The 12,949-nt window shown below is 72.6% G+C and carries 11 protein-coding genes and 1 pseudogene; 7 read left to right on the top strand and 5 right to left on the bottom strand.

Annotation, left to right across the window (positions count from 1 at the left end; genetic code table 11):
- Positions 1–227 precede the first annotated feature (227 nt).
- From AB0B41_RS16870 to AB0B41_RS16860, 3 genes are all read right to left on the bottom strand, one after another.
- Positions 228–563, bottom strand: coding sequence for a hypothetical protein (locus AB0B41_RS16870; protein ID WP_358203925.1), 336 nt, complete (start codon positions 561–563; stop codon positions 228–230).
- Entirely contained in the window at positions 560–1,096 is a 537-nt protein-coding gene (locus AB0B41_RS16865; protein ID WP_358203922.1) for a hypothetical protein, read from the bottom strand. The genes AB0B41_RS16870 and AB0B41_RS16865 overlap by 4 nt, the downstream gene beginning before the upstream one ends.
- Before the next feature lie 74 nt (positions 1,097–1,170).
- A complete protein-coding gene (locus AB0B41_RS16860; RefSeq protein ID WP_358203920.1) occupies positions 1,171–1,326 on the bottom strand; it encodes a hypothetical protein in 156 nt (51 codons plus the stop codon).
- A 507-nt stretch (positions 1,327–1,833) separates the two neighbouring features.
- Between AB0B41_RS16860 and AB0B41_RS16855 the strand changes: the two genes are divergently transcribed.
- On the top strand, positions 1,834–2,067 hold the full coding sequence (locus tag AB0B41_RS16855; RefSeq protein ID WP_358203919.1) for a hypothetical protein: 234 nt from the start codon (positions 1,834–1,836) through the stop codon (positions 2,065–2,067).
- Positions 2,064–2,690 carry a hypothetical protein gene (locus AB0B41_RS16850; protein ID WP_358203917.1) on the top strand — a complete coding sequence of 209 codons (627 nt, stop codon included), beginning with the start codon at positions 2,064–2,066 and terminating at the stop codon, positions 2,688–2,690. Before AB0B41_RS16855 ends, AB0B41_RS16850 begins: the two co-directional genes overlap by 4 nt.
- A gap of 22 nt (positions 2,691–2,712) precedes the next feature.
- Here the strand turns inward: AB0B41_RS16850 and AB0B41_RS16845 are convergent, their stop codons facing one another.
- Positions 2,713–3,153: a hypothetical protein gene (locus AB0B41_RS16845; RefSeq protein WP_358204127.1), complete on the bottom strand. Its 441-nt coding sequence runs from the start codon at positions 3,151–3,153 to the stop codon at positions 2,713–2,715.
- Between the two features lie 193 nt (positions 3,154–3,346).
- Positions 3,347–4,096, bottom strand: a pseudogene (locus AB0B41_RS16840) (DUF72 domain-containing protein); the annotation flags it as partial.
- 28 nt (positions 4,097–4,124) lie between these two features.
- Between AB0B41_RS16840 and AB0B41_RS16835 the strand changes: the two are divergent.
- The 5 genes from AB0B41_RS16835 (at position 4,125) to AB0B41_RS16815 (ending at position 12,858) form a co-directional block, all read left to right on the top strand.
- On the top strand, positions 4,125–5,432 hold the full coding sequence (locus AB0B41_RS16835; protein ID WP_358203915.1) for an amidohydrolase: 1,308 nt from the start codon (positions 4,125–4,127) through the stop codon (positions 5,430–5,432).
- Positions 5,433–5,616: 184 nt separating this feature from the next.
- Positions 5,617–6,435: a serine hydrolase domain-containing protein gene (locus AB0B41_RS16830; RefSeq protein ID WP_358203913.1), complete on the top strand. Its 819-nt coding sequence runs from the start codon at positions 5,617–5,619 to the stop codon at positions 6,433–6,435.
- A 384-nt stretch (positions 6,436–6,819) separates the two neighbouring features.
- Positions 6,820–7,080, top strand: coding sequence for a hypothetical protein (locus AB0B41_RS16825; protein ID WP_358203911.1), 261 nt, complete (start codon positions 6,820–6,822; stop codon positions 7,078–7,080).
- A gap of 613 nt (positions 7,081–7,693) precedes the next feature.
- Complete coding sequence (hrpA, locus tag AB0B41_RS16820; protein WP_358203909.1) at positions 7,694–11,620, top strand: ATP-dependent RNA helicase HrpA; 3,927 nt, start codon at positions 7,694–7,696, stop codon at positions 11,618–11,620.
- Between the two features lie 44 nt (positions 11,621–11,664).
- The gene (locus AB0B41_RS16815) at positions 11,665–12,858 is read left to right on the top strand and encodes an acyl-CoA dehydrogenase family protein (RefSeq protein WP_358203907.1); all 1,194 of its coding nucleotides are present in this window, start codon (positions 11,665–11,667) and stop codon (positions 12,856–12,858) included.
- Positions 12,859–12,949 lie beyond the last annotated feature (91 nt).

The following is a 12,949-nucleotide window of genomic DNA, read 5'->3' as shown; positions in this document are numbered from 1 at the left end:
CGGCCTTCCCCTCGGCCAGGAGCGCAGCGAAGCGCTCGACCCGTTCCTGGTGGTTCGATTCCCGGGGGCCTCGACGGCCGGTGCACCGGGAGCCCGGAGTCGCTCCGCAGCGGGAGCACTCGACGGACCGGACGGACTCGCGCGGGTAGCGCGCGATCATCCGCCGCAGCGGATGCAGACCCAGCCGATCGGGGTCTTCATCATGTAGCAGCCCTGCGGGCAGGCCATCAGAGGAGAACCTCCTGCTCGCCGCCGCGCTGCTCGGCGCGGACCAGCGAGTCGATCTTCCCGATGTCGTTGCCGGCGAGCACCGCGTCGGGGTGCTCGGCGACGTACAGCGTCAGCGACTCGACAGCCTCGGGCAGGACGAAGATCAGGCCCGTCCCGACCCGCATCGCCAGCTTGGCGACGCTCGAGGTGATGCTCGTGGTGGTGACCACGGCGTCGGCCTCGATCCGGCCGGCCTGCCGGGCGGTGACCCGGCGGGCCCGCACCTTGGTCGGTGCGAGCGCGTCCTTCACGACCTTGCGGAGCGCCTGCGTGTTGCTCAGCAGGGTGATCACGAGTCGGCCAGCCAGTCCATCAGCTCGCCGACCTCGTCCACCAGGTCTGCCGGGGTGCCGCCGTTGGTCAGCGTGAAGTCCGCGCCCTCCATGAGCTCGGCCATCACGGCGTCCTCCGGCTTCGTCCCGGGGCGCGTCACGGCGATCAGGTCGCCGCCGCAGTCGAGGATCCACTCGGCCTCGTTGCGCTGCCGCACATCGGAGACGACCACCGGCTGCACCGCGCGGAGCCGCTCGACCTCGGAGTCCAGCGCGTCCACCCAGATGTCCGGGCTGATCTGCGTGCGGGCCGCCTGGCCCACCTCGATCAGGCGCTCGCGGAAGCCGGGGAGGTTGCGCTTGGCCGGCTCGTACCCGCCGAAGCACCGCTCCGCGATGGCCCAGGCCGGGTCGATAGCGCGCACGAACGCGCGCAGCCGGTCGGCGAAGGCGACTCGCGCGAAGCCGTGCTCGACCGTCAGGAGTGAGGCGACCGTGTCCTTGCCGGCCCCCGCGGGTCCGACCAGTCCGAGCAGCGGGTTCTTATGAGTCACGCCGACCTCCCGGTTGCTTGCTTACAGAGGCAAGCTACACCCGAGGACGGAAGGATCGGTCGGCGTGGGCCGTGTCACGCGACGCGCTGCATGACCTCGGTGAGCGCGACGACGGAGGCCACGGCCGCATCGACGTCCTCATCGGAGAACCCGAGCCCGATCTCGATCTCGACGGATCGCTCCGTGGTCACGATCAGGACGAACGCCTGTTCGATGCTGGTGTTGGTCATCTCGAGCTCCCCTTGGGGAGCCCTGACGCTCTCCCCGAACGCGCATACTTGCCGTGCGGTGACAAGCATAGGCCATCTGCCTGTGTGATTTGCAACCGCTGGCCGGTTCTGCGTAACGAAGAGGCCGCTGAGTCGTTGCAACCTTTCTCTCCGTAGCTAGTGCTAGCGTCCGGATCACGGGGGGCTGGGGGGCACCGGACCGATCACCGTCCGGTCATGACCCGACCCGCTCCGGCCGATCGACCGCGATCGGGCCGCCCTCCAAGGGGCGGCCGGTCGGGCCCGATCTTGATCCGATCGTGGGCCTCTAGCTGATCGGGATCGCGCCTACTAGGGCAACGCGCGCGAAGCACCCATTCGTGTGACACCGGCAAGAAGCTGTAACACGCCGAGCCACGTTCGCTTGCATCTGGCGGCAAGGATGTGCAAGATTGCCTCTGCCACCGACGCAGCGGAGCGCGAGCACCGCGGCACCGAGGGTGAACGGTTCCGAGGAAGGGTGAAGACATGACCCGCGAGCAGATGCTCCATGCAGAGGTCTCCCGACGGCTCCAGGCAAGCGGAGCGCCCCACGACTACGACGCGGTCACCGCGGCGATCAGGGGCATCAGAGAGGACGTGGCTGGTTTCCTCGTCGCGTTCGCGCTCGAGATGGTGAAGTGCCCGAACACCGACTGCGGCTGCCTGGCGGCAGCCACGATCTACAACGCGATCGCGACCGAGGTTCGGGAGGCCGCGTGAACGCCACCGAGGCCCCGAGCTACCGTCGCTGCCGCAAGCGCCACCTGGTCGTCGACGAGAACGCGATGCCCGACGGCCGGTGCCGGCGCTGCAAGCGCCGCACGGACAACCGCTCCAAGGCGCTCCAGGCCGGCGTGCCGCTCTGCCCGCAGGGGCACGGGCTGGTCCCGACCGGGCTCACCGCGGACGGGGACTGCCTGGAGTGCAGCACGCTGCCGCCGGCACCGGCGGAGGACTGGCTGGACTGGGCCGCGGTGGTGCAGGTGATCAACGGCCGGCAGCCGGTGAGGCGACTGACGAGGTACGAGCTGCTCTGCGCGATCGTGACGGTGGCGCGTCGCAACGACTGGACGCGGGCGATGGCCGCGGACTGGCTGCGGTTGAACACGGTGCTCGAGATCCCCGAGGACGACGGCCAGTACCTCGAGCTCGAGTGGGCCCCGCGGAAGGGGCTCCCCGTGATCACGGCGAACGAGGCGATCACCCGGGAGCTGCGCCCGGACCTGCTCGTGGCGGATCACGCAGGCGAGCTCAGCGAGCAGGGACGACCGCTGCACGACGACATCGTCTTCGGGGAGGGGTCCGAGGACGACGACTGGCGCGACGGCTTCTCCGTCGCGTAGCGGGGTGGAGCTGGTCTTGGTCCTACTGGGCTGAGGCCAGCTCCCCCTCGCGGTCGGCGCTAGCGAGCACCGAGTTGGGGTCGTCGCTGGCGCGACGCTCGCGCAGTCGGAACCCGGCCGCGGTGTCGGGGAAGTAGTCGACGACGTAGTCCCCCGGCAGCTTGTCGAGCATGTCCAGGAAGCTCGTCAGCCGCTGCCTCTGCCGCTCGGTGAGCGGACGCTCCTTCGTCTGCGACACCGTGTAGAACGAGATGGCCTCGTAGAGCCACCCGGTCTTGTGTCGCGGCTGCACCTCCCACGGCCAGTCCCGCTTGAACACGCGCGGGGTCGTGGCGCCCTTGAGCTTGAGCGTCACCGCCTGCCGGCTCACGCCGAACATCTCGGCGATCTGCTGGTGTGTCATCCCGCGGTCCACGAGCTGGAGCAGTCGCGGGACGTCCGGGAGTATCTTCCTTCCTGCCATCGTGTGTGCCTCTCCTTGTGTCGGCCCCTTTGGCCTCGTCGCCGCGCCACATGCTTGACATTGCAGCAACTAAGGCAAGCTTGCCAGTACGGCTAGTTACACGCAACAAGAGCAAGTAACACGAGGCCGTGATACATCCGAAAGCCCGATACTTGCCGCGACGATCGCCCAGGTCAGAAGTGCCGTGGTAGTTGAAGTAGACGACGACGTCGAGGCCCGCGGCGCGCCAGCCCCGGATCCGGTCGGCCCACCCGTCCAGGGCCTCCGGGGTGTAGCCGCTGACGTAGAGCTCCTGGTCGCCGTGCAGCCGGACGTAGACGTGGTCGGCGGTCACCTCGGTGAGGAACGGCCACTTCCCGGCGGTGTCCGCGACCACGAGCGCGACGTCGTACTCCCGCAGCAGGGCGAGGAAGGCCGGGTCGCGGAAGCTGTCGTGCCGGACCTCCACGGCGTGCCGCAGCGGGCGGTCGGCGTCGGTCTCCAGCAGGTTGCGGCCCTCGAGCCGCTCGTCGTGCTCCTTCGCGAGGTCCGCCGCGGCGGTCGTCGTGTGCGGGAGCAGCTCCAGAAAGGCCCGCATCCGGTCGGCGTCGAAGCGCATCCGCGGCGGCAGCTGCCACAGCACCGGGCCGAGCTTGGGGCCCAACGCCAGCACGCCGGAGGCGAAGAAGTTGGCCACCGGGGTGCGGACCTCGCGGAGCTGCTTGAGGTGGGTGACGAACCGCGGGCCCTTCACCGCGAACAGGAAGTCCGCCGGGGTCTGCGCGCGCCAGCTCACCCAGCTCTCCGGCCGCTGCAGCGAGTAGAAGGAGCCGTTGATCTCGATCGACGACACCGCGCGGGACAGGTACTCCAGCTCGCGGCGCTGGGCGAGGCCCTTCGGGTAGAACACGCCGCGCCACGGGGGGTACCGCCACCCCGACGTCCCCGTGCGCACCTCCGCCACGTGGTCATCCTGGCCTAGGGTGCGGCAGGTGCGCAGCGAACCCGTCCGGCCCGACGACGGCTATCTCCGCGCCCTGGTGGCCGCGACCGAGCGGGCGGTCGCCGACGCCGAACCCCTGGATTCCGACCACGCGGGCGCCCCTGCCGAGCTCCGCGAGCCGGTGGCCGACGCCGTCGTCGAGCTGAGCGACGAGCTGGTGGCGCTCAGCCGCGACCTGCACGCCCACCCCGAGACCTCGTTCGACGAGCACCGCTCCGTCGCCGCCGTCGCCGACCTGCTGAAGCGACACGGGCACGAGGCCGAGACCGGCGTCGGCGGGCTGGCGACGGCGCTGCGGGTCGGCGTCGGGAACGACGGCCCCCACGTCGGCATCCTCGCCGAGTACGACGCGCTGCCGGGCATCGGGCACGGCTGCGGCCACAACGTCATCTGCACGACGGCCGTCGGGGCCTACCTCGCGCTGGCCGGCCGGGCGCCGGGCCGGGTCACCCTGTTCGGCACGCCCGCCGAGGAGGGCGGGGGCGGCAAGGAGACGATGGCGCGCGCCGGGGTCTTCGACGACGTCGACGCCGTCGTGATGCTGCACCCCTTCTCGCACGACGTCGCCATGCACCCGTTCCTCGGCCGTCGCCAGGTCGAGATGGTGTTCCACGGCGTGGCGGCGCACGCGGCGGCCCAGCCGTTCATGGGCCGCAACGCCCTGGACGCCGCCGTCGCCGCCTACACCGGGGCCGCGGCGCTGCGCCAGCACCTGCCGCCCGGCGACCGGCTGCACGGGGTGTTCACGGACGGCGGGGCGCGCCCCAACGTCGTCCCGGACCGGGCGGCGCTGATGTTCTACGTGCGCTCGACGGAGCCGGACACGCTGCGGGACCTGGCGGCGCGGCTCACCGCGATCGCCGAGGGCGCCGCCCTGATGCACGGCTGCGGTGTCGAGCTGATCTGGGACGAGAAGCCCGCCTACCTGCCGATCCGCCACAACCGCACGTTGGCCGGGCGGTGGGCCGTCAACCAGCGCGACTGCGGGCGGTCGTCGCTCGCGCCGGGCGTGGTGCCGGAGTTCCTCACCGGCTCGACCGACCTGGGGAACCTGAGCTACCGGATGCCGGCCCTCCACCCGATGCTCGCGATCTCCGGCCCCACGGCCGCGCTGCACACCGTGGAGTTCGCCGAGGCCGCGGGCGGCCCGGGCGGCGACGCCGGGGTCCGCGACGGGGCCCTCGGGCTCGCCCTGACCGCCCTGGACTACCTCGCCGACCCCGCGCTGCGCGAGGCGGTGCACGCCGAGTTCGAGGCGCAGGGCGGGGCGGTCGACGTGCCGCACTATTTCGACTAGGCCGTGTCTCTCAATGCGGCGCCGCCGGGCCCCGGTGATCCACGTCGTTCCCGGCAAGGCAGCCGGGCCGCCCTCATACCGGGCGTATTCGGGTGGCCCGGCAACGCCGGCGGGGACGGCGTGGGCGCCGGGAGCGGTGGTGGCGGGTTGGGAGACACGGCCTAGGCCCAACTACGCTCGACCCGTGGATCTCGCCCGCGCCACGCGCGCCGTCCTGGACTGGCCCGTCGACCACGTCGCCGCCGCGGTGGTGGGCGCCGACGGGGAGGTCCGGGCGACGGCGGGCGACCTCGACCGGGAGTTCCGCCTCGCCTCGGTGACCAAGCTGCTCTCCGCCTACGCCGTGCTCATCGCGGTCGAGGAGGGCGCGATCGAGTGGGACGACCCGGCCGGGCCCGAGGGCTCCACGATCCGGCACCTCGCCGCGCACACCTCCGGCCTCGCCTTCGACTCGGACGACGTCCAGGCGAAGCCGGGCACCCGGCGGATCTACTCCAACGCCGGGTTCACGGTGCTCGGCGACGCGATCGCCAAGGCCAGCGGCATCGCGTTCCCGGAGTACCTGCGCGAGGCCGTCCTCGCCCCGCTCGGGCTCGACGCGACCGAGCTGCGCGGCCCGGCCGGCTCCGGCGCGTTCTCCACCGCCGCGGACATGGCGCGCTTCGCCGCCGAGCTGCAGGCGCCCACGCTCGTTGCGCCGCCGACCTTCGCCGAGGCCAGCCAGGTCGTCTTCCCCGGTCTCAACGGCGTGCTGCCCGGCTACGGCTCACAGCGGCCCAACGACTGGGGGCTGGGCTTCGAGATCCGGGACGGCAAGAGCCCGCACTGGACCGGCACCCGCAACTCGCCGCGGACCTTCGGGCACTTCGGCCAGTCCGGCACGTTCCTGTGGGTCGACCCGGACGCGGGCGCCGCCTGTGTGGTCCTCACCGACCGGAAGTTCGGCGAGTGGGCCACGGAGGCGTGGACGCCGTACAACGACGGGATCGTCGACGCCCTGTGAGCAGCCCGTAGGCGCGCGGATCCGGATGGTGATCCACGACACCCCCCGGATCCGGGAATCATCCGCGGGGCCCGCCCGTTGAACCCCATGTCCGAGCCGGGCGAGCAGTGTCCCCGGGCCGCAACAGATAAACGCCGCCGCGGAATACCGTACGGCTGGAGCCGCGGTGCGCCACTCGCCGCGAGGCGACCTGCGTCCGGCTCGGACCCCATCGTCGACCAGGGAATACCTCCCTGCCGGCGTGGGTTGGAAGAAGCGTCCGGATCGGGCGGACACCGTGTCCCCGGGTCTCAACCATCTGCCGCTGCGAGCGGCCACGCGCCGAGAGGCGACCGGCCGTCCGGTCCGGATCCTTCCACCCCTACTTCGCTCGAGGAGCACGCCATGAAGGGCGACCGCGTCGAGATCGTGGTCGACGCCGGCAGCGGCACCACCAAGACCTACGAGGTCGAGGCGACCCGCGCCGGCCGTCGGGTCGACATCGCGCAGACCCGCGGGACCGTCGAGGTCAGCGAGGTCACGCGCGGGGGCACGGCCGTCCGCACCGCGCGCTTCCTGTCCGGTCGCGTGATCGCGCTCGTCGAGCACCCCGCCGCGGACGAACCGGTGGCCGAGGAGATCACCCCGGCCCTGCGCTCGGCCTGACGGGGCCACCCGCAATCCCGTCGCGCCGATCCAGCCGCGTCCGCCACACTGGGCCGGGCGCGGGTGTGATCCACACCGCCCGCCGGAACAGATCCTCCGGCCGGCCCGTTGGACCACGTGCCCGCCGGGCGCGGTCCTCGCCCCCGACAGGCAGACTTGCACAACGATGACCTCCATCCGAGCCACCGGGAACACGGCTGCGCGCGCGGGCGATCCCTCCGCACGCACCGACGTTCCCCTCCCGTCCGGTCCGCCTCCCACCACAGCGACCGGACCCGCCGCCCCGCAGGCCGCGGCAGCGCCCCAGAACGGCAGCGCTGCGGCCCCGGAGAGCGGCGACCGGACCCGCCGCCGTCCACCCCGCCGGCGCGGGTCCCGGGGCCGGAGCGCACCCGCCGAGAGGCGGGGTAACGCGCCCGGCCCCGCCAGCGCCTCTCCCGACGGCCGGTCCGACGGCCGGTCCGACGGCCGGTCCGACGGCCGGTCCGACGGCCGCCCCGCCGACGAGCGCCGTGACGGCGGCCGCGCCGCGGACCGTGACTCCGGTCGTGACTCCGGGAACGGCCGCCGCCGCGGTCCACGCCCGGACAGGACCGAGCCCGCCGCGCCGTCGTTGCCCGCGGAGGTCCTCGCCGACGTCGAGCGCCGCATCGGCGAGCTGGGCCCGCACGACGCGGCCCGCCTGGCCCGCCGGTTCCGCGGCGCCCGCCGCTCCGGCGACGGCACCGCCCAGCAGGCCGTGGCCGACTCGGTCGCCGCGGCCGAGCACCGCCTCGAGCGCCGCCGCGCCGCGGTGCCCCGGATCGCCTACCCGCCCGCCCTGCCCGTCAGCGCACGGCGCGAGGACATCGCCGCCGCGATCCGCGACCACCAGGTCGTGATCATCGCCGGTGAGACGGGCTCCGGGAAGACCACGCAGCTGCCCAAGATCTGCCTCGAGCTGGGCCGCGGCGTCACCGGCACGATCGGCCACACCCAGCCGCGGCGGCTTGCCGCGCGCACGGTCGCCGCCCGCATCGCCGAGGAGCTCGGCACGGAGCTGGGCGACGTCGTCGGCTGGAAGGTGCGGTTCACCGACCAGGTGGGCGACCGCACGATGGTCAAGCTGATGACGGACGGCATCCTGCTCGCCGAGCTCGCGGGCGACCGGGACCTGCTGCAGTACGACACGCTGATCATCGACGAGGCGCACGAGCGCAGCCTCAACATCGACTTCATCCTGGGCTACCTCACCCGGCTGCTGCCCCGGCGTCCCGACCTCAAGGTGATCATCACCTCGGCGACCATCGACCCGGAGCGCTTCTCCCGGCACTTCGGCGCTGCCGGCGACCCGGCGCCGATCGTCGAGGTCTCCGGCCGCTCCTACCCCGTGGAGATCCGGTACCGGCCCGTCGTCGACCCCGACGACCCCGACGCCGACCCGGACCGCGAGGAGATCGACGCGATCGGCGATGCCGTCACCGAGCTGCAGCGCGAGGGCCCCGGCGACATCCTGGTGTTCCTGCCCGGCGAGCGGGAGATCCGCGACACCGCGGACGCGCTGACGCGCAGGAACTTACGCAACACCGAGATCCTGCCGCTCTACGCCCGGCTGACCACCGCCGAGCAGCAGCGCGTCTTCGCCCCGCACCCCGGCAACCGGATCGTGCTGGCCACCAACGTCGCCGAGACCTCGCTGACGGTCCCCGGCATCAAATACGTGATCGACACCGGCACCGCTCGCATCTCGCGCTACTCGCGGCGGCTCAAGGTGCAGCGGCTGCCGATCGAGAAGGTCTCGCAGGCCAGCGCCAACCAGCGCGCCGGCCGCTGCGGCCGCACGTCGGACGGCGTCTGCATCCGGCTCTACGCCGAGGACGACTTCGACGCGCGCCCCGAGTTCACCGACCCGGAGATCCTGCGGACCAACCTGGCGTCGGTCGTCCTGCAGATGATCGCGCTGGACCTCGGCGAGATCTCGGCGTTCCCGTTCGTGGAGCCGCCGGACAAGCGCGACGTCGCCGACGGCCTCGCCCTGCTGCACGAGCTGGGCGCGGTCGACCACGGCGCCCTGACGGCCGTGGGCCAGGCCCTCGCCCGGCTGCCCGTCGACCCGCGCCTCGGCCGGATGCTGGTGGAGGCCAACCGGACCGGCTGCCTCACCGAGGTCCTGGTGATCGCCGCGGCGCTGTCGGTGCAGGACCCGCGCGAGCGTCCGACCGAGCAGCGTCAGGCCGCCGACGAGCAGCACAACCGCTTCCGCGTGGAGGGCTCGGACTTCCTCGCGTTCGTCACGCTCTGGCAGTACCTCGCGGAGCAGCGGGAGGCGCTGTCCGGCAACCGGTTCCGCCGCACCCTGCGCGAGGAGTTCCTGCACTACCTGCGCATCCGCGAGTGGTGGGACCTGCACGGCCAGCTGCGGCAGGCCGCGCGCTCGGCCGGGATGACCGCCAACGACTCGCCCGCCGACCCCGACCGGATCCACCAGGCGTTGCTCTCCGGGCTGCTGTCCCAGGTGGGGCTGCTGGAGGAGACGGACACGAAGCAGCGGGATCCGAAGGAGCGGTCCCGGAAGGACCGACCCGGCGCGCGGGAGTACCTCGGCGCGCGCAACGCGCGCTTCGCGATCTGGCCCGGCTCGGCGCTGGCCAGGAAGCCGCCGCGCTGGGTGATGGCGGCCGAGCTCGTCGAGACGTCCCGCCTGTGGGCGCGGACTGTCGCGCGGATCGAGCCCGAGTGGATCGAGCCGCTCGCCGGACATCTCGTCAAGAAGACGTATTCGGAACCGCACTGGTCGCGCAAGCGCGCGAGCGCCGTCGCGACCGAGCGTGTGACGCTGCACGGCATCCCGGTGATCGCCGACCGGACCGTCGAGTTCGGCCGCATCGACCCCGAGGTGTCGCGCGACCTGTTCCTGCGCCACGCGCTCGTCGAGGGCGACTGGGAGACTCGGCACCGCTTCTTCCACGCCAACCGCGAGCTGCTCGACGACGCCGAGGAGCTCGAGCACCGCGCCCGGCGCCGGGACCTCGTGGTCGACGAGGACACGCTGTTCGAGTTCTACGACCGGTTGGTGCCGGCGTCCGTGGTGTCGGGCCGGCACTTCGACTCCTGGTGGAAGAAGGAGTCGAAGCGGAACCCGGAGCTGCTCGACTTCACCGTCGAGATGCTGGAGACCGAGGCCGCGCGCGACGTCGACCGTTCCGCGTACCCCGACCACGTCGCCGCCGGCGGGCTCACCCTGCCGCTGTCGTACGCCTTCGAGCCGGGGCACCACACGGACGGCGTGACCGTCGACGTCCCGGTGGCCGCGCTGCACCAGGTCGACCCGACGCCGTTCACCTGGCAGGTCCCCGGGCTGCGCGAGGAGCTCGTCACGGCGCTGATCAAGACGCTGCCGAAGACGTTGCGCCGCAACTTCTCCCCCGCTCCGGACCACGCCAGGGCCGTACTCGCCCGGGTGCGCGCCGGGGACGAGCCGCTGCTCGACGCGCTGGAGCGCGAGCTCGGCCGGATGCGCAACGTGCGGATCGGCCGGGACGACTGGGAGCTGGACCGGCTGCCCGAGCACCTCGTCGTCACGTTCCGGGTCATCGACGAGAAGGGCCGTGAGCTGGCCCGGGGCGCGGACCTCGAGGCCCTGCGCGAGCAGCTCGCCCCGCAGGTCCGGCAGGAGATCGCCGCCGCAGGCCGGGACGTCGAGCGGACCGGGCTCACGACGTGGGACCTCGACGATCTCCCCCGCGAGCTGCCCATTCGCCGGGGCACCCACGTCGTGACCGGCTTCCCCGGGCTGGTCGACCGGGGAAGCTCCGTCGACGTCCGGGTGTTCGCCACCGCGGCCGAGCGGGACGCCGCACACCGCCGCGGCGTCCGGCGGCTGCTGCTGCTCGCCACGCCCTCGCCGGCCAAGCAGGTGCAGCGCGGGCTGGACAACAAGACCAAGCTGACGCTGGCCCGCAACCCGCACGGCAGCGTCGACGCCCTGGTCGAGGACTGCGTGACCTGCGCGGCGGACCACCTGATCGCCCGCGCCGGCGGCCCGTGCTGGGACACCGCCGGGTTCGAGCGGCTCCGGGGCGTCTTCGCCCAGCACCTCGGCGGCACCACGATGCAGGTGCTGCAGGCCGTCCGCGCCGTGCTGGACCGCTGGCACCCGGCGCAGGCGGCGCTCGCCGAGCTGCGTTCCCCCGCCACGCGCGAGGGCGTGGCGGACATCCGCGCGCAGCTCGACGGCCTGGTCGGCCCGGGCTTCGCGACCGCGGCCGGGGCGAACCGGCTCGCCGACGTCGCCCGGTACCTGCAGGCCGTCGGGATCCGGATCGACAAGCTCCGCATCGACCCGGCCCGCGACGCGGAGTGGACCGCGCAGGTCCACGTCGTCGCCGACGAGTACGCCGAGGAGATCGCCGCCCTCCCCGCGGGCGTCGATCCCCCGGCGGGCCTGGTCGAGGTGCGCTGGATGATCGAGGAGCTGCGGGTGAGCCTCTACGCGCACCCCATGAAGACCCGGTACCCCGTCTCGATCAAGCGGATCCAGAAGGCGCTCGACGAGCTGTGACCGTTCGAGGTGCCGGTCGGCCCTGCACAGGGCAGAGTGACCGCATGGAGCCGCAGTACGCCCACCTCGGCGAAGCGCTGGGGACGGACTTCTTCTCGGTCCGCGAGCAGTTCACGGACGAGCAGTGGGAGCGGTTCGCGGCCGTCCGCAAGTTCGTCGACGCCGAGGTGCTGCCGGAGATCGGCGGGTACTGGGAGCGCGGCGAGCTGCCGTGGCACCTCTTCCGGAGGCTGCCCGAGCTGGGCATCGTCGGCGAGACGATCACCGGCTACGGCGCGGCCGGGATGAGCCCGCTGGCCTGCGGCCTCGTCCACATGGAACTGCACCGCGGCGACGGCTCGCTGGGCACCTTCCTCGGCGTGCACGCCGGGCTGGCGATGCAGTCGATCGCGATGTGCGGCAGCGAGGAGCAGAAGCAGCGCTGGCTGCCGTCGATGTCCACGATGCAGCGGCTGGGCGCGTTCGCGCTCACCGAGCCGGAGCACGGGTCGGACTCGGTCGCGCTGGAGACCACCGCCCGCCGGGACGGCGACCACTGGGTGCTCGACGGCCGCAAGCGCTGGATCGGCAACGGCACCATCGCCGACCTCGTCGTCGTGTGGGCTCGGGACGTGGCCGACGGCGAGGTCAAGGGCTTCGTCGTGGAGACCCCGGCCGAGGGCTACGAGGCCACCGTGATCGGCGGCAAGGTGTCGGTGCGCGCGGTCTGGCAGGCCGACATCACGCTGACCAGTGTGCGGGTGCCGGAGGAGAACCGGCTCACGGAGGCCCGCAGGTTCGCCGACTGCGCCGCCGTCCTCGCGTCCACGCGCGGGCTCTGCGCCTGGATGGCCCTCGGTCACGCGACGGCGGGCTACGACGCCGCGCTCCGCTACGCCAAGGAGCGCACCCAGTTCGGCAAGCCGCTGGCCGCGTTCCAGATCGTGCAGGAGAAGCTCGTGCAGATGCTGGCCGACCTCACCGGCATGCAGCTGTACTGCATGCAGATCGGCCGGCTCGCGGAGGCCGGACGCCTGTCCCCGACCGTGGCCGGCCTGGCCAAGATGAACAACACCCGGGTCGCCCGCCGGATCCTCGGCACGGCCCGGGACCTGCTCGGCGGCAACGGGATCCTGCTCGAGCACCACGTCGCCCGGCACTGGGCGGACATCGAGGCGATCCACACCTTCGAGGGCACCGAGACCATGCAGACGCTGATCGTCGGCAAACAGATCACGGGCATCGGCGCGTTCTCCTGACTGTGAGGATGGCGTAGCCGGCCCGGTGATGGTGGGTTGGTGCGTGACAGCGGCGGCGTGGCCCTTCTTCTGACTGGCCCCTTCGGGTGCC

This window comes from Pseudonocardia sp. NPDC049154, from assembly GCF_040648315.1.
Taxonomy (GTDB): domain Bacteria; phylum Actinomycetota; class Actinomycetes; order Mycobacteriales; family Pseudonocardiaceae; genus Pseudonocardia.
The sequence above is the reverse complement of the archived record's forward strand: the minus strand, read 5'-3'. Positions and strand labels throughout refer to the sequence as shown.